General features: G+C 72.2%; 18 protein-coding genes. 10 read left to right on the forward strand and 8 right to left on the reverse strand.

Going from position 1 to position 20,009, the window contains the following annotated elements:
• Positions 1-152: 152 nt before the first annotated feature.
• On the forward strand, positions 153-1,490 hold the full coding sequence (locus tag ACFWA7_RS24355) for a maltokinase (RefSeq protein ID WP_385825178.1): 1,338 nt from the start codon (positions 153-155) through the stop codon (positions 1,488-1,490).
• Positions 1,491-1,675: 185 nt separating this feature from the next.
• Positions 1,676-3,865, forward strand: coding sequence for a 1,4-alpha-glucan branching enzyme (glgB, locus tag ACFWA7_RS24360; RefSeq protein ID WP_385825215.1), 2,190 nt, complete (start codon positions 1,676-1,678; stop codon positions 3,863-3,865).
• 1 nt (position 3,866) lies between these two features.
• Here the strand turns inward: glgB and ACFWA7_RS24365 are convergent, their stop codons facing one another.
• The 4 genes from ACFWA7_RS24365 to ACFWA7_RS24380 form a co-directional block, all read right to left on the reverse strand.
• Entirely contained in the window at positions 3,867-6,098 is a 2,232-nt protein-coding gene (locus ACFWA7_RS24365) for a HelD family protein (RefSeq protein ID WP_385825180.1), read from the reverse strand.
• Positions 6,099-6,240: 142 nt separating this feature from the next.
• Complete coding sequence (trxA, locus tag ACFWA7_RS24370) at positions 6,241-6,576, reverse strand: thioredoxin (RefSeq protein ID WP_385542758.1); 336 nt, start codon at positions 6,574-6,576, stop codon at positions 6,241-6,243.
• Positions 6,573-7,004 (reverse strand): MerR family transcriptional regulator, encoded by a 432-nt coding sequence (locus tag ACFWA7_RS24375; protein WP_385825183.1) that lies wholly within the window; start codon positions 7,002-7,004, stop codon positions 6,573-6,575. Before ACFWA7_RS24375 ends, trxA begins: the two co-directional genes overlap by 4 nt.
• 74 nt (positions 7,005-7,078) lie before the next feature.
• Positions 7,079-7,594: an Lrp/AsnC family transcriptional regulator gene (locus ACFWA7_RS24380; RefSeq protein WP_385542754.1), complete on the reverse strand. Its 516-nt coding sequence runs from the start codon at positions 7,592-7,594 to the stop codon at positions 7,079-7,081.
• A 44-nt stretch (positions 7,595-7,638) separates the two neighbouring features.
• Here ACFWA7_RS24380 and ACFWA7_RS24385 point away from each other — a divergent pair, with 44 nt between their 5' ends.
• Complete coding sequence (locus tag ACFWA7_RS24385; protein WP_385825185.1) at positions 7,639-8,553, forward strand: NAD-dependent epimerase/dehydratase family protein; 915 nt, start codon at positions 7,639-7,641, stop codon at positions 8,551-8,553.
• Between the two features lies 1 nt (position 8,554).
• Positions 8,555-9,430: an aldo/keto reductase gene (locus ACFWA7_RS24390; protein ID WP_385825187.1), complete on the forward strand. Its 876-nt coding sequence runs from the start codon at positions 8,555-8,557 to the stop codon at positions 9,428-9,430.
• Positions 9,431-9,442: 12 nt separating this feature from the next.
• Here ACFWA7_RS24390 and ACFWA7_RS24395 read toward each other — a convergent pair whose 3' ends face one another.
• The 3 genes from ACFWA7_RS24395 to ACFWA7_RS24405 form a co-directional block, all read right to left on the reverse strand.
• Positions 9,443-9,778 carry a hypothetical protein gene (locus tag ACFWA7_RS24395; RefSeq protein ID WP_385542746.1) on the reverse strand — a complete coding sequence of 112 codons (336 nt, stop codon included), beginning with the start codon at positions 9,776-9,778 and terminating at the stop codon, positions 9,443-9,445.
• A 14-nt stretch (positions 9,779-9,792) separates the two neighbouring features.
• Positions 9,793-10,566, reverse strand: a complete 774-nt coding sequence (locus ACFWA7_RS24400; protein WP_385542743.1) for a DUF2127 domain-containing protein — start codon at positions 10,564-10,566, stop codon at positions 9,793-9,795.
• 72 nt (positions 10,567-10,638) lie between these two features.
• The gene (locus ACFWA7_RS24405; RefSeq protein ID WP_385542740.1) at positions 10,639-12,087 is read right to left on the reverse strand and encodes a cation:dicarboxylate symporter family transporter; all 1,449 of its coding nucleotides are present in this window, start codon (positions 12,085-12,087) and stop codon (positions 10,639-10,641) included.
• A 169-nt stretch (positions 12,088-12,256) separates the two neighbouring features.
• Between ACFWA7_RS24405 and ACFWA7_RS24410 the strand changes: the two genes are divergently transcribed.
• The 6 genes from ACFWA7_RS24410 to ACFWA7_RS24435 all read left to right on the forward strand — a co-directional run bounded on the left by ACFWA7_RS24410 (position 12,257) and on the right by ACFWA7_RS24435 (position 18,577).
• Entirely contained in the window at positions 12,257-13,849 is a 1,593-nt protein-coding gene (locus ACFWA7_RS24410; RefSeq protein WP_385825189.1) for an ATP-binding protein, read from the forward strand.
• Positions 13,846-14,550, forward strand: coding sequence for a response regulator (locus tag ACFWA7_RS24415; RefSeq protein ID WP_385542735.1), 705 nt, complete (start codon positions 13,846-13,848; stop codon positions 14,548-14,550). Before ACFWA7_RS24410 ends, ACFWA7_RS24415 begins: the two co-directional genes overlap by 4 nt.
• Positions 14,551-14,665: 115 nt before the next feature.
• Positions 14,666-16,021 (forward strand): extracellular solute-binding protein, encoded by a 1,356-nt coding sequence (locus ACFWA7_RS24420; protein WP_385542732.1) that lies wholly within the window; start codon positions 14,666-14,668, stop codon positions 16,019-16,021.
• Positions 16,018-16,875, forward strand: coding sequence for a carbohydrate ABC transporter permease (locus ACFWA7_RS24425; RefSeq protein ID WP_385825191.1), 858 nt, complete (start codon positions 16,018-16,020; stop codon positions 16,873-16,875). Before ACFWA7_RS24420 ends, ACFWA7_RS24425 begins: the two co-directional genes overlap by 4 nt.
• Positions 16,872-17,756: a carbohydrate ABC transporter permease gene (locus ACFWA7_RS24430; RefSeq protein ID WP_385825193.1), complete on the forward strand. Its 885-nt coding sequence runs from the start codon at positions 16,872-16,874 to the stop codon at positions 17,754-17,756. Before ACFWA7_RS24425 ends, ACFWA7_RS24430 begins: the two co-directional genes overlap by 4 nt.
• A gap of 170 nt (positions 17,757-17,926) precedes the next feature.
• Entirely contained in the window at positions 17,927-18,577 is a 651-nt protein-coding gene (locus tag ACFWA7_RS24435) for a helix-turn-helix domain-containing protein (protein WP_385542775.1), read from the forward strand.
• Between the two features lie 112 nt (positions 18,578-18,689).
• Here the strand turns inward: ACFWA7_RS24435 and ACFWA7_RS24440 are convergent, their stop codons facing one another.
• On the reverse strand, positions 18,690-19,715 hold the full coding sequence (locus ACFWA7_RS24440; protein ID WP_385542723.1) for an ATP-dependent 6-phosphofructokinase: 1,026 nt from the start codon (positions 19,713-19,715) through the stop codon (positions 18,690-18,692).
• Positions 19,716-20,009: the final 294 nt, after the last annotated feature.

The raw sequence follows: 20,009 nt of genomic DNA on the forward strand, positions 1-20,009 counted from the left end.
CCTCCGGCCCGCCCGGGGCACTCTCCTCAGCGACGCTCCGGACCGCTCCCAGTGGCACACCGGACGCTCCGCGCGCCGCCGGACAGCCAATGCCGCAATCCGGGACACTCTGCGCACATCCTGCTGTGAGCCCGGGGAAAGGACGCGCTGCCATGCCCAAGGCCGCACCCACCCTGACTCCTGTCGCGCTGCTGCCCTCGCTGGCGCCGCTGCTGCACGAATGGCTCCCCAGACAGCGCTGGTTCGCGGGCAAGGGCCGCCCGGTCACCGGCTTCTCGCTGGCCTCGGTCACCGAGCTGCTCCCGGGCTGTCTGCACCTGCTCGTACGGGCCGAACAGCCCGGCGCCGCCCCCGAGCCCCCTGACGTCTACCAGCTGCTGCTCGGCGTACGGAAGATGCTGCCGCCGCCGCTCGCCCCCGCGCTCGTCGGCCACGCCACCGCCGGACCGCTGACCGGGCTCACCGTGTACGACGCGCTCCAGGACCCGCAGGTCGCCGCGCTGCTCCTGGAACGGCTGCGCACGCCGGGGCGGCTCGGCCCGCTGCGCTTCGGCTGCGACGCGGGCATCGCCGTCCCCGCCGGGCTCACGCCCCGCCTCCTCGCCGCCGAGCAGTCCAACTCCTCGCTGGTGTACGGAGATACGTTCATCCTCAAGGTGTTCCGCCGGATCCACTTCGGGATCAACCCGGACCTGGAGCTTCCGCTGGTCCTGGCCCGGCACGGGTGCCCCCGGGTGCCCGCGCCCGCGGCCTGGATCCAGACCGAGCGGCCCGAGCACGCCACGCTCGCCGTGCTCCAGCCGTTCCTGCGCGGCTCCCAGGACGGCTGGCAGCTGGCGCTGCGCGCACTCGCCGGCCGGCGCGACTTCACCCGGGAGGCGCACGCGCTCGGCCGGGCCACCGCCGAGGTGCACACCGCGCTCGCCGCCGCGCTGCCGGTGGTCACGCTCGGCCGGGCCCAGACCGAGCTGCTCGCGGCCGCGATGCGCGAGCGCCTGGAGGCGGCGGCGCAGGCGGTGCCGACGCTGCTGCCCCATGTGCCCGGGCTGCGCGCCGCGTTCGACGCGGTGACCCGGGTGGCCGGGTCCCGGCCCGCCCAGCGCGTCCACGGCGATCTGCACCTGGGCCAGACCCTGCGGACCGCCCGCGGCGACTGGGCGGTCATCGACTTCGAGGGCGAGCCCGCCCGGCCGCTGGCCGAGCGCCGCCGACCGCAGCCGCCGGTCCGCGATGTCGCCGGGATGCTGCGTTCCTTCGACTACGCCGCCCGCACCCAGCTGCCGTGGCGCCCCGACTGGGCCGAGTCCTGCCGGGACGCGTACTGCACGGGCTACGCGGCGGCCGCGGGCACCGACCCGCGCGACGAGCCCGAGCTGCTGCGGGCGTACGAGACCGACAAGGCGGTGTACGAGGTGCTCTACGAGGCCCGCCACCGCCCCGACTGGCTCGCCGTCCCGATGGCGGCGGTCCGCCGACTGGCCCAGGACTGACCCCGACCCCCGCACCACCCCCCGAGGAGGCCGTACCCGTGACCGCCCGCCCGCCCACCGGCGACCGCCCGCAGAACCCCGATCCCTCCCGGCCCGCCCGCGCCGCCGCGCCGTCGAAGCCGAAGCGCGGCGGGAGCCACGGCGTCCGGGCCGCGCGGCCGCTCGCCGCCGACGACCGCGCCCGGCTGCTCTCCGGGGCGCACCACGACCCGCACGCACTGCTCGGCGCGCACTCTTCCCCCAGCCCTCAACTCCGTTCGGGCAGGGGAGGCCCCAATGGCGGCGGCGTCGTGTTCCGGGTGCTGCGCCCGTACGCGCAGGCCGTGACCGTCCTGGCCAACGGGCTCCGCGCCGAGCTGCACGACGAGGGCGACGGTCTGTTCTGCGGGGTGCTGCCGCTGCGCCAGGTCCCCGAGTACTCGCTGCTCATCACCTACGACGACAACGAGACCGAGGCCGAGGACCCGTACCGCTTCCTGCCCGCGCTCGGCGACCTCGATCTGCATCTGATCGGCGAGGGCCGCCACGAGGAGCTGTGGACGGCGCTGGGCGCGCGCCCGATGACCCACCAGGGCGTGCCCGGCACCCGGTTCACCGTCTGGGCCCCCAACGCCCTCGGCGTCCGCGTCACCGGCGACTTCTGCTACTGGGACGGCACCGCGTACCCGATGCGCTCGCTCGGCTCCACCGGCGTGTGGGAGCTCTTCCTGCCGGGCGTCGGCGACGGCGCGCTCTACAAGTTCGACATCACCCGCCCCGACGGCTCGCACACCCTGCGGGCCGACCCGATGGCCCGGCGCACCGAGGTGCCGCCCGCGACCGCGTCGATCGTGACCGAGTCGCACCATGTGTGGCAGGACGAGCGGTGGATGGCGGCGCGGGGCGACCGGCCGGTCCACGAGTCCCCGTTCTCGGTGTACGAGGTACACCTGCCGTCCTGGCGACCGCGTCTGACATACCGTCAACTCGCCGAGCAGCTCCCGGCGTACGTACGCGACCTGGGCTTCACCCACGTCGAGTTCCTGCCGGTGGCCGAGCACCCCTTCGGGGGCTCCTGGGGCTACCAGGTGACCGGCTTCTACGCGCCCACCGCCCGGATGGGCACCCCGGACGACTTCCGCTTCCTGGTGGACGCGCTGCACCGGGCCGGCATCGGGGTGATCGTCGACTGGGTTCCCGCGCACTTCCCGAAGGACGACTGGGCGCTGGCCCGCTTCGACGGGCGCACCCTGTACGAGCACGAGGACCCGGCGCGCTCCGAGCACCCCGACTGGGGCACCCTCGAATTCGACTACGGCCGCAAGGAGGTCCGCAACTTCCTGGTGGCCAACGCCACGTACTGGTGCGAGGAGTTCCACGTCGACGGGCTGCGGGTGGACGCCGTCGCCTCGATGCTCTACCTGGACTACTCGCGCGAGGAGGGCGAGTGGGCGCCCAACGAGCACGGCGGCCGGGAGAACCTCGACGCGGTGGCCTTCCTCCAGGAGATGAACGCCACGGTCTACCGCCGCTGCCCGGGCGTGATCACCATCGCCGAGGAGTCCACGGCATGGGACGGCGTGACCCGCGCGACCCACCACGTGGGCCCCGGCGGCTTCGGCGGGCTCGGCTTCGGCCTGAAGTGGAACATGGGCTGGATGCACGACTCGCTGGGATACGCGGCCCACGAGCCGGTCCACCGCAAGTACCACCACCACGAGATGACGTTCTCGATGGTGTACGCGTACAGCGAGAACTACGTCCTGCCGGTCTCCCACGACGAGGTCGTCCACGGCAAGCGCTCGCTGGTCTCCAAGATGCCCGGCGACTGGTGGCAGCGGCGCGCCACCCACCGCGCCTATCTGGGCTTCATGTGGGCGCACCCGGGCAAGCAACTCCTCTTCATGGGCCAGGAGTTCGCCCAGGGGGCGGAGTGGTCGGAGGCGCACGGCCCCGACTGGTGGCTGCTCGACCCGTCGTACTCGGCCGAGCCGGACCACCGGGGCGTACGGGACCTGGTCCGCGACCTCAACACGGTCTACCGCGACGCCCCGCCGCTGTGGCAGCGGGACACCGACCCGGGCGGCTTCGCCTGGGTGGCGGGCGACGCGGCGGAGGACAACGTCTTCGCCTTCCTGCGCCACGACGCCTCCGGCGCCCCGCTGCTCGCCGTCTCCCACTTCTCCCCGGTGGTCCGCCACGACTACCGGCTCGGCGTCCCCGACACCGTCCCCGCCTGGGCGGAGGTCCTCAACACGGACGCCGCGCGCTACGGCGGCGGCGACATCCGCAACGAGGACCCCCTCAAGCCGGACTCCACGCCGGCCGACGGGCAGCCGGTCAGCATCCGGCTGACCCTGCCGCCGCTGGCCACGGTGTGGCTGCGGCCGGTGTGACTCAGCCGTCCAGCGCCTCTGCCAGCGCCTTCGGCAGGGGCTCCGAGTGCAGCACGCCGAGCCGCTGGGTGGCCCGGGTCAGCGCCACGTACAGGTCGCTGACCCCGTACTCGGCCGGCTCCACCACCAGGACCGTGTCGAACTCCAGCCCCTTGGCCTGACGCGGGTCGAGCAGGACGACCGGGCGGGTCAGATCGGGCTCGCCCGGCGGGACCTCCGGGAGCGCGGCGTGCAGCGCGGGGTGCAGGGTGCGGGGCGCGACGACCGCGAGGCGCCCCGCCCCGGGGGTCTCCGCCTTCACCGCGTCGGCGACGGCCCGCGCGAGGGCGTGCGGCGCCGCCTCACGCGCCCACGGCCGCACCCCCGTGGCCCGTACCGAGCTCGGCGGCTCGAACGACGGGTCCACCGCGCGGCAGACCTGCGCCGCCACCTCCATGATCTCGGCGGGCGTACGGTAGTTGACCCCGAGCCGCACATGTTCCCAGCGGTCCTCCACATACGGCTCCAGGATCCGCCGCCAGGAGCCGACGCCCGCCGCGTCGGCGGTCTGGGCGGGGTCCCCGACCAGGGTGAGCGAGCGGGTCGGGCAGCGGCGCATCAGCAGCCGCCAGGCCATCGCGGAGAGCTCCTGCGCCTCGTCCACGATGATGTGGCCGAACGCCCAGGTGCGGTCGGCGGCGGCGCGCTCGGCGGCGCTGCGGTGGTCGGCCTCCTCGTGGCGGTCCGCGAACCTCTCGGCGTCGATGATGTCGTGCGCCGCGAGCACCTCGGACTCCTCGTCCTCGAACTCGAAGCTCTCCGAGCCCGCGGAGAGGTCGAGGACGCCCTGCGCGTACGCGATCCGGTCCTGGCGCTCGGCCTCGGCGGCGGCGCGGGCAGCCGAGTCGTCCTCGCCGAGCAGTTCGGCGGCCTCGTCGAGCAGCGGCACGTCGGCCGCCGTCCAGTCACCGCCCTCGCGGCGGATCAAGTCGGCGTCGGAGTCCGGCAGATGGGACGGATCGGCCAGGAAGTCCGCGACGAACCCCTGTGGGGTGAGCACGGGCCAGAACTCGTCGATGGCGGTGTGCACCTCGCGGCTGGTGGCGATCTCCTTGCCGAGCTGGGCGAGGTCGTCGGGGCCGAGCAGGTTGTCGCCGCCGAACACATCCGCGCCGATCCGCTCCGCGAGCTGCGCGGTGAGCGCGTCGATGATGTGGAAGGCGAAGTGCGGGCGGGCCAGGTTGTGCGGCAGCCCGGACTCGCGGGCGCGCCAGCGGGCGTCCTCGGCCATGGCCCGGTCGAGGCTGAGCGTCCCGTACCCCTCGTGGTCGATCTCGGCGGCGGTGTGCGGCACGGTCTGCCGGTCGCGCACTGCTTTCGCCAGCACGTCGGCCATCTCGCTCCGGCCCTTGACCTCGGCGGCGGCCGGGGTGTCGGTACCGGTGGCGTGCACACCGGGGAAGAGCTCGCCCATGGTGGCGAGCAGCACGCCGGTCTCGCCGAGCGCCGGCAGCACCTCCCCGATGTAGCCGAGGAACGCCGGGTTGGGGCCGACGATCAGCACGGCACGCCGGGCCAGCTGCTCGCGGTAGGCATAGAGCAGATACGCCGCCCGGTGCAGCGCGACCGCCGTCTTGCCGGTGCCGGGCCCGCCCTCGACGACGAGGACGCCGCGCCGCGGGGCGCGGATGATCTTGTCCTGCTCGGCCTGGATGGTCTGCACGATGTCGTGCATCCGGCCGGTGCGGGCCGCGTCCAGCGCCGCGAGCAGCACGGCGTCGGCGTCCGCGCCCTCGTGCCCGGTGCGGGCCGCGTCCGTGAGGTCGAGGATCTCGTCGTGCAGCGCGGTGACCGTGCGCCCCTGGGTGGTGAGGTGCCGCCTGCGGCGCAGCCCCATCGGGGTGTACCCGGTGGCGAGATAGAACGGGCGCGCCACATCGGCCCGCCAGTCGATCACCAGGGGCGTACGTTCCCGGTCGTCACGGCGGATTCCGATGCGGCCGATGTGGTGGGCGCGCCCATCGGAAAAGTCGAGGCGGCCGAAGCAGAGCCCGTTCTCGCCGCCGTCGAGCGCGCTGAGCAGCCCGGACTGCTCGGCCACCAGCACATCGCGTTCGTGGCGCGCCTGGAGACCGGTGCCGACCTGCGCCAGGGCGCGCCGCACCGACACCTCGGCCTGCTCGCGCAGGTCTTCGAGGCGCGCGTAGAGCCCGTCGATGAATTGCTGTTCTTTCCGAATTTCCTCGGTTGACAATTCCGCTCCTGACGCGATACAGTGCTTTCCGTAAGGGCTTTTCGTGTGTTTTCAAGAGAACGCACACGAAGAACTCACTATACGCAGAGAAAAACCCCGGCCGCAATATCGGACCGGGGCTTTTTGGTTTCTCCCGCACTTTCTACAGCACGTCTTCGAGCTCCTGCATCAGACGGCGCTTGGGGCGCGCGCCCACCATCGCCTTCACCGGCTCGCCCGCGCGGAACACCATCAGCGTCGGCATCGACAGCACGCCGTACTTCACGGTCGTCTCCGGGTCCTTGTCCACGTCCAGCTGCACCACCTTGAGCCGGTCGCCCTCCTCGAAGGCGATCCGGCTCAGCACCGGCGCGAGCTGCCGGCACGGCCCGCACCACTCGGCGGTGAACTCCACCAGCACCGGCAGATCCGCCGCCAGCACCTCCGCGTCGAAGGTCGCATCCGTCACGACGTCCACACCCACGGCCTGCACGCTCATCCCAACCCCTCCTCGATACCCGTCATTTCGCACCCGGGGGCCCCGGGCACCAGCGAACCGGCCTCCAGCTCGGCGCGGGCCGTCTCGGCCCGCCCCAGCTGCGCGCCGACCTGATCGCGTACGGACTGGAGCTGCCCGATGAGCCCGTCGAGCTCGGCCAGCTTGCGCCGGTACACGGCGAGCGACGCGGGGCAGGTGTCCCCCGCCGGGTGGCCCGCCCGCAGGCACTCCACGAACGGCCTCGTCTCCTCCAGCTCGAACCCGAAGTCCTGCAGGGTCCGGATCTGGGTGAGCAGTCGCAGGTCGTCCTCGTCGTACGCGCGGTACCCGTTCTCCGCCCGGCGCGCGGTCAGCAGGCCGCGCGACTCGTAGTAGCGCAGCGCCCGGGTGGTGGTCCCGGCCCGCGCGGCCAACTCGCCGATTCGCATGCGGCGACGGTAATCCTTGACGCGGACGTCAAGGCAAGCGTTTCGCCGGCGACCGCGTTCGGGGGAGCGTGCCGTCACCCCGGCGGCAGCAGCGGTTTCCCGCTCACCGGGGACGACAGCACGATCGACGTCGTGGTCCGCCCCAGCGCCGACACCTCCCCCAGCACCTCCTCCAGGTGGACCGTGTCCGCGACCGCGACCTTGATGATCCAGCAATCCTCGCCCACCACGTGGTGGACCTCCCGGATCTCCTCGCGCTCCATCAGCTCCAGCGTCCTGGGGTGCTTCAGGGTGTAGCCGCCGTGCGGGTTGACCCGGATGAACGCCTGGATGCCGTAGCCGAGCCGCGCCGGGTCGATCCGCGCCCCGTACCCCGTGATCGCCCCGCTCGCCTCCAGCCGCCGCAGCCGTTCCGTGACGGCGGCGGGGCTCAGCCGCACCCTCCGGCCCAGCTCGCTCAGCTTGATCCGGCCCTCCGACTGGACCAGTTCGAGGAGCTGCCGGTCCACCTGATCGAAGGCCGGTGAGGAATCGTGGGTCAACGCCCTTGAACTCCGTGGTTCCTTCGGTACAGCGGACAGTTCTCCCATGTTTCCCCCTTCAGGACGCCGCCCGCCCACGTAACACTGTGTACATGGCAAACGACATGACGCAGAACACCCGAAACGTGCTGGTCATCGGCGGCAACCGATACTTCGGCAAGCGGCTCATCGCCCGGCTCGTCACCGCCGGTGACCACGTCACCGTACTGAACCGGGGGTCCTCACCGCCCCCGCCCGCCGCCGTCCACCTCGTCGCCGACCGCGACGACGAGGCCGCCCTCGAAGCCGCCCTCGGCGACCGGACGTTCGACGTCGTCTTCGACCAGGTCTGCTACACCCCGCGCCAGGCCGCCGCCGCCCGCCGCGTCTTCGCCCACCGCACCCGCCGGTACGTGATGACTTCGACGGTGGAGGTGTACGAGTACGAGGACTCGGCCCAGCCGGTGCGCGAAGCCGCCGTCGACCCCCTCGGCATCGCCTTCGACCTTGAACTCCCCTGGGAGGAGGGCGACTTCCTCGCATCCCATTACGGGGAAGGCAAGCGGCAGGCCGAAGCCGTGTTCGCCGCCGCGCCCGGCTTCCCCTACGTCTCCGTCCGCGTCGCCCACGTCCTCGGCGGCGCCGACGACTTCACCGGGCGCGTCGGCCACTACGCGGACCGTCTCCGCGACGGCGAGCCCGTCGCCGTACCGACCCCCAACCACCCCGCCACGTACATCAACGTCGACGAGATCGCCGACTTCCTCTTCTGGACGGCGGGGCAGGACTTCACCGGGCCCGTGAACGCCGCCTCGCACGGGCCGCTCAGCACCGAGGACATCGTGGCCGCGATCGGCGGCGGGCCCGCGCGGTACCGGGCGGTGGACGTCGGGGAGGTCTCACCGTTCTCCTTCCGGCGCTCGTACGGCATGGACAACAGCCGCGCCGAACAGCTCGGGTTCACCTTCTCGCACACCGAGGACTGGCTCACGGCCGCCGTGGCCGAGACGCTCAAGGGGAGCAACTGACATGCGGTACCGCGCACTTGGGGACGTGAGGGTCGGCGCCATCGGGTACGGCGCCATGCCCCTGTCCATCGAAGGGCGGCCCGACGAAGCGCGCGCCCTCGCCACCGTCCACGCGGCGCTCGACGCGGGGATGACCCTGCTCGACACCGCCGACTCGTACTACGCCCCCGGCGGCGAACCAGGTCACAACGAGCTGCTCCTCGCCCGCGCCCTCGCCTCGTACGGCGGCGACACGGACGGCGTCCTCGTCGCCACCAAGGGCGGGCGCGGGCGCACCCGCGACGGGGACTGGAGCGTCGACGGGCGGCCGGAGCATCTGAAGCGGGCCGCGAAGGAGTCGCTGCGGCGGCTCGGCACCGAGGCGATCGGCCTCTACCAGCTGCACAAGCCGGACCCGGCGATCCCGTACGCGGACTCGCTCGGCGCCGTGCGCGAGCTCCTCGACGACGGTACGGTCCGGCTCGCCGGGATCTCCAACGCCGACGCGCACCAGATCCGGCAGGCGAAGGAGATCCTCGGGGACCGGCTGGTGGCGGTGCAGAACCGCTACTCCCCCGCCGTCCGCGACGCCGAGCCCGAGCTGCGGCTCACCGCCGAGCTGGGGATCGCGTTCCTGCCGTGGAGTCCGCTCGGCGGCATCTCCCGCAGTTCGCTCGACGGGGCTTCGGGCATGGCGGCCGACTCCTCGTACGCCGGGTTCCACGCGGTCGCCGACGCCCGTGGCGTCAGCCCGCAGCAGATCGCCCTGGCGTGGCTGCTCGACCGCTCCCCGAACGTGATCCCCATTCCGGGCGGCAGCCGCCCCGAGTCCGTACGGGACTCGGCGGCGGCCGCCGATCTGGTCCTCACCGGGCAGGAGCTGGCGCTGCTGCCGTGACGGGCCCGTGCGTCAGGCCGTGCGCCGCCTGCGGATCCTGCGGACGATCAGCCAGATCACCAGGACGACCAGCGCCACGAAGAGCAGGAAGATCACCAGGAGGAAGATGCCCAGCTTCTTGAGGAAGCCCTTCTTCTTTTTCTTCTTCGGCTTGGCGAGCGTCACATGGGAAGCGTGGCCGGCCGTCCGGTGCGCCGCCGCCGGTGCGGCGGCGGGCGCGAGCGCGTCGGACGCCGGCTGCGCCGACACCGTCCGCACCACCGCGCTCGGCGCCGCCTCGGCCGCCGCCGGGGCCACCAGGGCCGTGCCCAGGATCAGGGCGAGTACCACTGCGAACTTCTTGCTCATCGTTCCGGTTCCCTTCACGTCGTCTCCACCGCGAGACCGGCCGTCGCCTCGACTTCCATCAGCGACGCGCTGTGCCTCTCCGCCTCAAAGGCTGCCCGCCCTCCGCGCAGGCCGAACAGGCGCTTGGAGAGCAGGATGTAGAGCACGGCGAGGACATTGAGCCCGAGCGTGACGATCTTGAGGTAGCTGATCTTCTCGATGAGCTCGTAGATCTCCAGCGGCAGGAACGCCGCCGTGGCGACCACGGTCAGGTACTCCGCCCAGCGCTCGGCCCGCCACAGCCCGACGGCCTCGACGATCTCGATCAGCGCGTACACGAGCAGCGCCGCCGCCACCGCCACCAGCGTGGAGTGCTTGTAGCCGAAGGACTTCTGGATGGTGCCCACGACGGGCGAGTGGTCGAGGTCGTAGTGGAAGTGCCGGAACACCGGGCGCAGGACGTCCAGGTTCTCGTCGAAGAGCCGGCGCACCGCGTCCTGGCTGTTGCTGAACTTCCACACCGCGGCCGCCACCAGGACGATGAACACCCCGCGCACCAGCCGCTCCACCGCCAGGAACCGCAGGATGAACAGGTCCCGCAGTACCTTGCCGCGCGGCACCAGCGGCGCGTCCTCGGCGGGCCCCGAGCCGTGCGGGGTACCGAGGGCGAAGTCGCCGCAGCGCAGACAGCGCCAGGCCTCGCCGAGCCCGGTGTGGGCGCGCAGCCGCCGGCGCAGCTCCGCCTCGCTCGGCTCGTACGTCACATGCCCCCGGCGCGCACAGGTGCGCCGGTCCCAGTCGATCTTCATTCCGCTCGCTTTCCCCGCCACCCGCTTCCGGACGGACGCCCCGCACGGTAGTGGACACCTGTCCGGACGCGTTCAGGGGGCAGCGGGTTCCCGCGCCTCGGGCACCTCCGGGGCGGGGGCGCCCTTGGCGAGCGTGACCTCGTGCTTCTGCGGCGCGGGCGCCGGCCCGGCAGGTCCGGCCGGACCGTGCGCGTCGCTCGCCGCGAACGTCACCTCGTCGAACGGGACCCGCCCCGCCAGGACCTCCTCGACCCGCGCCATGTCGATCTCCTTGGTCCAGGTGCCCACCAGGATCGTGGCGACGGCGTTGCCCGCGAAGTTGGTCAGCGCCCGCGCCTCGCTCATGAAGCGGTCGATGCCGACGATCAGGCCGACGCCGTCGACGAGTTCGGGGCGGTGCGACTGGAGGCCGCCGGCCAGGGTCGCCAGACCCGCGCCGGTGACTCCGGCCGCGCCCTTGGAGGCGACGATCATGAACAGGAGCAGCGAGATCTGCTGGCCGGCGCCGAGCGGGCTGCCCATCGCGTTGGCGATGAAGAGCGAGGACATCGTGAGGTAGATCGCGGTGCCGTCCAGGTTGAACGAGTAGCCCGTGGGCACGGTGATGCCCGCCACCGCCCGGCTCACGCCCAGGTGCTCCATCTTGGCGATCAGCCGCGGCAGCGCCGTCTCGGAGGACGAGGTGGAGAGGATCAGCAGGAACTCGCGGCCCAGGTACTTCAGCAGCCGGAAGATGTTCACCCCGGTCAGCAGGCGCAGCAGCGTACCGAGGACGACGAAGACGAAGAGCGCACAGGTGATGTAGAAGCCGATCATGATGACGGCCAGTGACTTCAGCGCGTCCATGCCGGTCTCGCCGACCACCGCCGCGATGGCGCCGAACGCGCCCACCGGCGCCGCCCACATCACCATCGACAGGATCCGGAAGACCAGCTTCTGGATGTGGCCGATGCCGCGCAGCACGGGCTCACCGGCGGAACCCATGGCCTGGAGCGCGAAGCCGACGAGCAGGGCGATCAGCAGGGTCTGCAGGACCTGGCCCTCGGTGAAGGCGGAGACCATCGTCTTGGGGATGATCCCGAGCAGGAAGTCGGCGGTGGACTCACTGGCCCCCGCCGCCTGCTTGGCGCCCGCGTGCCGGGCCGCCTCGGTGAGGTGCAGGCCCGAGCCGGGCTCCAGGATGTTGCCGACGGCCAGGCCGATGGCGAGCGCCACGGTCGACATCACCATGAAGTAGCCGAGCGCGAGTCCGCCGACCGCGCCGACCTTGGCGGCCTTGCGGACCGATCCGACGCCGAGCACGATCGTGCAGAAGATGATCGGCGAGATCATCATCTTGATCAGGTTCACGAAGCCGGTGCCGATGGGCTTCAGCTCGACGGCCACCCCGGGGGCGGCGAAGCCGACGGTGATGCCGATGAGCACCGCGGCGATCACGGCGAGGTAGAGGTAGTGCGTGGGGGTGCCTCCCTGGCCCTTAAGGCCTTGGGGGCGGTCCCGCCGGGCGGCTGCTGCGGTCACGGGGTGCCTCCTGCTGATTCGTACGCGTCCCGCGTACGTGCGTCTGTGTCCCGATGGCTCGATGGATCCCCGCGACTATCCATCAGGCTGTGACACCGGTCACCCTTGCGTGCATTTCGTTCACGCCGCTTGTCCGAACGGTGACCTGCGCGGGTGCACACTGTCCGGCATGCGCATACCCCGTCCCCGCAGCCTCGCGGGCCAGCTCTTCGCCATGCAGGTGGTGCTGGTCGCGGCGATCGTGGCGGGCTGCGCGCTCTACTCGTACGTCCAGGACCGGGCCCAGGCGGAGGAGACCGCCCGGCGCCAGACCACCGCGATCGCGACCGCCGTCGCCACCTCGCCCGCGGTGGTGGAGGCGGTCCGCTCCCCGGACCCGACGGCGGTCCTCCAGCCGTACGCGGAGACCCTGCGGCACACCTCGGGCGTCGACTTCGTGGTGATCCTCGCGCCGGACGGGACCCGCTGGACGCATCCGGTGCCCGGCGAGATCGGCCGCAAGTACCTCGGCGACATCCGGCCCGCGCTGCGCGGCGAGACGTTCAGCGAGACGCACATGGGCGTGCTCGGGCCGTCCGTGCGGGTCGTCTCGCCGGTGCGCGACCACGGCCGGATCACCGCCCTGGTCAGCGCGGGCATCACCATCGACAAGATCAGCGAGCAGGTGCGCAAGCAGGTGGCGGCGCTGCTCGCGGTCGCCTCCGGGGTGCTGGCGTTCGGCGGGCTCGGCACGTACGTGATCAACGCGCGGCTGCGGCGGCACACCCACGGGATGAACGCGGCCGAGCTGAGCCGGATGCACGACTACCACCAGGCCGCGCTGCACGCGGTGCGCGAGGGACTGCTGATGCTGGACGGGCAGCGCCGGATCGCGCTGATCAACGACGGCGCCCGGGAGCTGCTCGGGCTCGGCGAGGACGCGGTGGGACGGTCGGTGGCCGGGCTCGGCTTGCCCGCGCCGCTCGCTGGGGCGCTGCTCGCGAGCGAGCCGAGGGCGGACGAGGTCCATATGACGGCCGACCGGATCGTGGTGGTCAACACCCGCCCGGTCTCCAGCGGTGGCCGCCGGGGCACCGTGGTGACCCTGCGCGACCACACCGAACTCCAGTCGCTGGCGGGCGAGCTGGACTCCGAGCGCGGGTTCACCCAGGCGCTGCGGGCCCAGGCGCACGAGGCCGCGAACCGGCTGCACGCGGTGGTCTCGCTGATCGAGCTGGGCCGCGCCGGGGAGGCCGTGGAGTTCGCGACCGCCGAGCTGGAGCTCGCCCAGGCCCTCACCGACCAGGTCGTCACCGCGGTCGGCGAGCCGGTGCTCGCCGCGCTGCTGCTCGGCAAGGCCGCCCAGGCCAACGAGCACGGCGTCGAGCTGACGCTGACCGAGGGCAGCGCCATCGAGGACGGGCTGCTGCCGCCCACGCTTGCGCCCCGCGACCTGGTCACGGTCCTGGGCAACCTGGTGGACAACGCGGTGGACGCGGCGCAGGGCAGCGCCGGCGCCCGTGTCGCGGTCACCCTCACCACCGAGGACCAGGAGCTGGTGGTGCGGGTCGCGGACAGCGGGCACGGGGTCGACCCGGCCGCCGTGGACGCCGTCTTCGAGCGCGGCTGGTCGACCAAGAGCCCGGGGCGGGGCATCGGCCTGGCGCTCGTGCGTATGACGGCCGTGCGGCACGGTGGAAGCGTGGAGCTGACGCAAGGGCCTTACGGGGGCGCCGAGTTCACCGTGCGGCTGCCGCTGCGCAGCGGGGCGGTGGCGGTATGACGGCCGCCGGAGGGTCCGCCGGCGGTCCCATCAGAGTGCTGGTCGTCGAGGACGACCCGGTCGCCGCCGACGCGCACCAGCTGTACGTCGGCCGGGTGCCCGGCTTCACGGTGGCCGGGGCCGCCCACTCGCGGGCCGAGGCGCTGCGGGTGCTCGACCGCGTCGAGGTCGACCTGCTCCTGCTCGACCTCTATCTGCCGGACGGGCACGGCCTCCAGCTGGTGCGCTCGCTGCGGGCCGCCGGGCACGGCGCGGACGTCATCGCGGTGACCTCGGCCCGCGATCTGACGATGGTGCGCGAGGGCGTGTCGCTCGGCGTCGTCCAGTACGTCCTGAAGCCCTTCACCTTCGCCACCCTGCGCGACCGGCTGGTGCGGTACGCCGAGTTCCGCGCGACCGCCGGGGAGGCCAGCGGGCAGGAGGAGGTCGACCGGGCGCTGTCCACGCTGCGCGCCCCGCAGCCCACGGCCCTGCCGAAGGGGCTCAGCGCGCCCACGCTCCAGGCGGTGACCCGTACCCTGCGGTCCTCGCCGACGGGCGTCACCGCGTCGGCCGCCGCCGAGACCGTCGGCATCTCGCGCATCACCGCACGCCGCTATCTGGAGCACCTGGTCACCACGGGCCGCGCCGAGCGGACCCCGCAGTACGGGCAGATCGGCCGCCCGGAGCTCCAGTACAGATGGGTCGACTCCCGCCGCTGACAAGTGACTTGATGATCCGTCAGGCGATCACGACGGCCGACGGGCCCCATTGACCATGCCCCGGGGCGGCTTTACGTTCACCGGGCAGCCATTCGTGGCCCGAGGAGGTCGTGCCGTGCGCCCCACCGCCGTTGCCCCGCTGGTCCTCGCCACCGCGCTCGCCGCCGGTTCGCTCGCCGCCTGCGGCGGCGGCTCCGGCGGTGACTCCGCCACCGTCAAGGTCGCCTACAACCGCTCCACCGACAACAAGGTGCGCTTCAAGGACGCCTTCCTGGAGTCGGTGAAGGAGCAGTTCGAGAAGGACCACCCCGGCAAGAAGGTCAGACTCGTCCCCGTCCAGGCCCCGGACAACGACTACGCCACCAAGGCCCAGCAGATGATGCGCTCGGCGAAGACCGCGCCGGACCTGGTCTACGAGGACACCTTCCGCATCAACTCCGACATCAAGGCCGGGTACCTGAGACCGCTGGACGACCAGTTGGCGAAGTGGGACGCCTGGAGCCGCTTCGTCCCCACGGCGAGGGCGGCCGCCAAGGCGGAGGACGGCGCGACGTACGGCGTCCCGGACGGCACCGACACCCGGGGCCTGTGGTTCAACAAGCAGCTCTTCGCCAAGGCGGGCCTGCCCGTCGACTGGCAGCCCCGGAACTGGGCGGACATCCTCGACGCGGCCCGCACGGTCAGGAAGAAGGTCCCCGGCGTCATCCCGCTCAACGTCCTGACCGGCAAGGCGGTCGGCGAGGCGGCGGTGATGCAGGGCTTCGAGATGCTGCTGTACGGAACCGGTGAGAACCCGCTGTACGACCCGGCCGCCAAGAAGTGGGTCACCGGATCGCAGGGCTTCAAGGACGCGCTGGACTTCGTACGGACGGTGTACGGGGAGAAGCTCGGCCCGGACGTCTCCGACGCGCTCGACCCCAATGTGAACACCCGCGTCGCCACCGAGTGGCTGCCCGAGGGCAAGCTCGCGATCGCGCTGGACGGCTCGTGGCTGGGCCAGTTCTGGGGAGCCAAGGGCGCGAAGGAGTGGCCCGACTGGCCGGCCGTGCTCGGGCAGGCCGCGATGCCGACCAAGGACGGGCAGGCGCCCGGCCGGGTCTCCCTCTCCGGCGGCTGGACCTGGGCGATCCCGCGGAAGGCCGGGAACCCGGAGCTGGCCTGGGAGTTCCTCAAGCAGATGCAGACCCCGGCCAACGCGGTGAAGTGGGATGTGGTGGACGCGCAGATCGCGGTGCGCGACGACGTGGCGAAGGATCCCGCGTATCTGAAGTCCATGCCGGGCATCGACTTCTTCACCGGCCTGGTGAAGTACACCCACTACCGCCCGGCCCTGCCGGTCTACCCGCAGGTCTCCTCCGCGATCGGGGAGGCGATGGAGGCGGTGACCACGGGCGACTCGTCGACGGAGAAGGCGGCCGAGGCGTACGACGGGCAGCTGCGGACGATCGCCGAGGGGGCGGTGACCCGGTGAGGGCCCGGCCGGTCCGCTGGCTGCCGCTGGCCCCCGCCACCCTCCTCCTGCTGGTCTTCCTCGCCGGGCCCATCGGCTACTGCGTCTACATCGCCTTCACCGACATGCAGCTGACCGGCTCGTCCGGCACCAGCTTCGTCGGGTTCGACAACTTCCGGCGGGCGTTCGCCGACCCCGGCTTCCGCAACGCGGTGTGGCTGACGGTGGTGTTCACCGTGGTCTCCTCGGTCCTGGGGCAGAACACCCTGGGCCTCGCCCTGGCCGCCCTGATGCGGCGCGCCTCACGGCCGGTGCGCACGCTCACCGGGACGCTGGTGATCGCGGCCTGGGTGCTGCCGGAGATCGTCGCGGCGTTCCTGCTGTACGCCTTCTTCCGCCGCGAGGGCACTCTCAACACCCTCCTCCACTGGCTCCATCTGCCCACCCAGAACTGGCTGTTCAGCCTCCCCATCCTGGCGGTCTCCTTCGCCAACGTCTGGCGTGGCACCGCCTTCTCCATGCTGATCTACTCGGCCGCGCTCGCCGAGATCCCGCAGGAGATCACCGAGGCGGCGGAGGTGGACGGCGCGAGCGGCCTTCGCCGCCTGTGGCACATCACGCTGCCGATGATCCGCCGCTCCATCGGCACCAATCTGATGCTCAACACCCTCCAGACGCTCTCCGTGTTCGGGCTGATCTGGGCGATGACCCGGGGCGGGCCGGGCCGGCGCAGCCAGACGCTCCCGGTGTTCATGTACGACCAGGCGTTCCTGAAGAGCCTGATCGGGTACGGGACGGCGGTGGCGCTGCTGCTGCTCCTGGTGGGGGCGCTGTTCTCCGTCGTCTATCTGCGGCTGATGAAGGCGGAGGTATGAGGGTGCCCCGACGCACGGTGCCCGGACGCGTGCCCCGGCGCGCGCCCCGACGCGGGCCGCGCCGCCGGACCCGGGAGCGGCTGGCCGCCGACGCCGCGCTGTTCGCGGTCGCCGCCGCGTTCGCGCTGCCGCTGCTGTGGCTGCTGCTCTCCTCGCTCGACACGGACGCGGACCTGCGGGTCCGGGTGCCGGGCAACCCCGCCCTGGACAACTTCTCCGCCGTGTGGACCGACGAGATCACCTTCACGCCGATGCTCAACAGCCTGGTGCTGTGCGGCGGCGCGACCGCCTTGACGGTGGTGTGCGCGGTGCTCGCCGCCTATCCGCTCTCCCGCTACCGCTCCCGGCTGACCCGCCCGTACCTCCTGACCGTCCTGTTCACCACGTGCCTGCCGATCACCGCGGTGATGGTCCCGGTGTACGGGCTCTTCGTGCAGGTCGACCTGATCGACACGGTGTACGGCACGGCCCTGTTCCTGGCCACCGCGCAGCTCCCGTTCGCCATCTGGCTGATGAAGAACTTCATGGACGGCGTGCCCAGGGTCCTGGAGGAGGCGGCGTGGACGGACGGGGCGTCGATGCCGCAGACGCTGTGGCGGGTGGTGCTGCCGCTGATGGGGCCGGGCGTGACGGTGGTGACGATCTACACCTTCATCATGCTGTGGGGGAACTTCTTCGTCCCGTTCATGCTGCTGCTCTCGCCGGACCGGCTGCCCGCCTCGGTCTCGATCTTCACCTTCTTCGGCAACTACGGCTCGGTGGTCTACGGCGAGCTGGCGGCGTTCTCCATCCTCTATTCGACGCCGGTGCTGCTGCTCTACGTGGTCATCGCCCAGCGCCTCGGCGGCGGCTTCGCGCTGGGCGGGGCGGTCAAGGGGTGAGCCCCGGGGAGACATCGCGTGCGAAGCCGTCACCGACAACCCGTCACCGATAAGCGGAGACGTACATTCCTACGAGCTGACAGATTTGGGTGAACACACCGTGGTCAGCCGTCACCCTGTGCACCTACGGTGTGCGCGTGCACCTCACCCCGCCGTTCAACGCCCCCGCCATGCGCCGTCTGCGCGAGGCGCTGGGCATGGCGCCCGGCCATGTCGCCTACGGCCTGTACGCCCAGTACGGGCTGCGGGTCTCCCCCGAGACCGTGTCCGCCTGGGAACGGGGCTTCGAAACGCCCGGCGCCCGTGAGCTGACCGCGCTGGCGGGAGTGCTGTGGTGCTCGCCCGGCGACCTGATGGCCGCGGCCGCCACCCTGCGCGAGCACCGGATGGCGCGCGGGCTCAGCCCGGAGGACCTGGCCCGGCGCGTGGGACTCGACGCGGGGGCGTACCTCCGGATGGAGGAGGCGGGCCGGTGGCGCGGCAACGAGCGCCAGTCCGAGGCGCTGGCGGAGGCGCTCGGCCTGTCGCTGCGCGAGTACGTCACGGCGACCGGGCAGCACGAGGACCTGGCGGAGCTGCTGCGCAGCGCGGTCACCACGCGCTGGCAGGCGTACGTCCGCCCGGCGTCCAAGCTCCTGCCGCTCCCGCGCCACCACCTCCAGGACGTCCTGGAGCAACTGCACACCGACTACCAGGGCCGGATGGTGTCGACGATGAGCTGGGGGTCGAACGGCTCCACCGCCGAGCCGACGGCGGGCGACGCGGGCCGCGAGTTCCTGGACCGGATAGTCGACCACTTCTGGGCCCTGGCGCAGGTGTAGGGGGTGCAGGGGCGCAGCCCCGCAGGGGTCCGGGGGCGCAGCCCCCGGGAAACCCACCTCCACCCCCACCCACCCCCGGAGGGTCAAGGGAACGGGCGGGGTGGGGAGACCCTCAGAACACCGACTCCGCCTCGAACATCCGCTCCGCCGGGACCGTCTTCAGCTCGGTGACCGCCGACGCCAGCGGCGCCATCACCACGTCCGTGCCGCGCAGCGCCGTCATGTTGCCGAAGTCGCCCCGGTGCACCGCCTCCACCGCGTGCCAGCCGAACCGGGTGGCGAGGACGCGGTCGTACGCGGTGGGCACGCCGCCGCGCTGGACGTGGCCGAGGATGACCGGGCGGGCCTCCTTGCCCAGGCGCCGCTCCAGCTCGATGGCCAGCCGGTTGCCGATGCCGGCGAACCGCTCGTGACCGTACTGGTCGATCGCGCCCTTCTCGTACGGCATGGCGCCCTCGGCGGGGTGCGCGCCCTCGGCGACGCAGATCACCGCGAACTTCTTGCCGCGCGCGAAGCGCTCCTCGACCATCTTGACCAGGTCTTCGACCTCGAAGGGCCGCTCGGGCAGACAGATGCCGTGGGCGCCGCCGGCCATGCCGGACTCCAGCGCGATCCAGCCCGCGTGGCGCCCCATGACCTCGACGACCATGACGCGCTGGTGCGACTCGGCGGTGGTCTTCAGCCGGTCGATGGCTTCGGTGGCGACCATGACGGCCGTGTCGAAGCCGAAGGTGCGGTCGGTCGCGGAGATGTCGTTGTCGATGGTCTTCGGTACGCCGACCACCGGCATCCCGGCGTCGGAGAGCATCCGGGCCGCCGTCAGCGTGCCCTCGCCGCCGATCGGGATGAGCGCGTCGATGCCGTAACGGCGGGCCAGCTCCGCACAGTTCTCGGCGGCCTCGCGCAGCCGGGCGCGCTCCAGGCGGGCCGAGCCGAGGATGGTGCCGCCGCGCGCGAGGATGCCGCTGACGGAGTCCAGGTCGAGCGGGCGGTAGTGACCGTCGAGCAGGCCCTTGAACCCGTCCTCGAAGCCGATGACCTCGTCGCCGTGGCCGGTCAGGGCCCGGTGCACGACCGACCGGATCACTGCGTTCAGGCCGGGGCAGTCGCCGCCCGCGGTGAGGACTCCGATGCGCATCGTGACTCAGTCTCCTGCTCTGTGGTGCCGTGCCCGCCGACGCGAGGAACCGGGCCGACGCCCCGATTGTCCCACGCACCTCACGGCCCACGCCCTTCCACCGCCGCCGCGCCGCTCCGGCCGGAGGCCTTTGGTCCCTTGGGTCCGGGACCTTCGTCCACACCTCCGCCCGGCGGGCGCTGTAACCACCCGCAGGGGTATTGTCAAGAGGGCGAGGCTGCCCCGTCGCGATTTTTTTCGCCCGCCGGAGCCGCCCGCCTCAAGCACCGCCCGAGCCGCCCACCAGCTACGACG

Origin of the sequence: Streptomyces sp. NPDC059994, from assembly GCF_042737755.1 — a bacterium.
GTDB lineage: Bacteria > Actinomycetota > Actinomycetes > Streptomycetales > Streptomycetaceae > Streptomyces.

Excerpts from the sequence above, each read along its gene's own strand:
- ACFWA7_RS24390 (WP_385825187.1), top strand. The coding sequence starts at position 8,555 with ATGCGGTACCGCGCACTTGGGGACGTGAGGGTCGGCGCCATCGGGTAC.
- ACFWA7_RS24375 (WP_385825183.1), bottom strand. The coding sequence starts at position 7,004 with ATGCGAATCGGCGAGTTGGCCGCGCGGGCCGGGACCACCACCCGGGCG.
- ACFWA7_RS24355 (WP_385825178.1), top strand. The coding sequence starts at position 153 with ATGCCCAAGGCCGCACCCACCCTGACTCCTGTCGCGCTGCTGCCCTCG.
- ACFWA7_RS24410 (WP_385825189.1), top strand. The coding sequence starts at position 12,257 with ATGCGCATACCCCGTCCCCGCAGCCTCGCGGGCCAGCTCTTCGCCATG.
- trxA (WP_385542758.1), bottom strand. The coding sequence starts at position 6,576 with ATGAGCGTGCAGGCCGTGGGTGTGGACGTCGTGACGGATGCGACCTTC.
- ACFWA7_RS24380 (WP_385542754.1), bottom strand. The coding sequence starts at position 7,594 with ATGGGAGAACTGTCCGCTGTACCGAAGGAACCACGGAGTTCAAGGGCG.
- ACFWA7_RS24430 (WP_385825193.1), top strand. The coding sequence starts at position 16,872 with ATGAGGGTGCCCCGACGCACGGTGCCCGGACGCGTGCCCCGGCGCGCG.
- ACFWA7_RS24415 (WP_385542735.1), top strand. The coding sequence starts at position 13,846 with ATGACGGCCGCCGGAGGGTCCGCCGGCGGTCCCATCAGAGTGCTGGTC.
- ACFWA7_RS24400 (WP_385542743.1), bottom strand. The coding sequence starts at position 10,566 with ATGAAGATCGACTGGGACCGGCGCACCTGTGCGCGCCGGGGGCATGTG.
- ACFWA7_RS24435 (WP_385542775.1), top strand. The coding sequence starts at position 17,927 with ATGCGCCGTCTGCGCGAGGCGCTGGGCATGGCGCCCGGCCATGTCGCC.
- ACFWA7_RS24440 (WP_385542723.1), bottom strand. The coding sequence starts at position 19,715 with ATGCGCATCGGAGTCCTCACCGCGGGCGGCGACTGCCCCGGCCTGAAC.
- ACFWA7_RS24395 (WP_385542746.1), bottom strand. The coding sequence starts at position 9,778 with ATGAGCAAGAAGTTCGCAGTGGTACTCGCCCTGATCCTGGGCACGGCC.
- ACFWA7_RS24385 (WP_385825185.1), top strand. The coding sequence starts at position 7,639 with ATGGCAAACGACATGACGCAGAACACCCGAAACGTGCTGGTCATCGGC.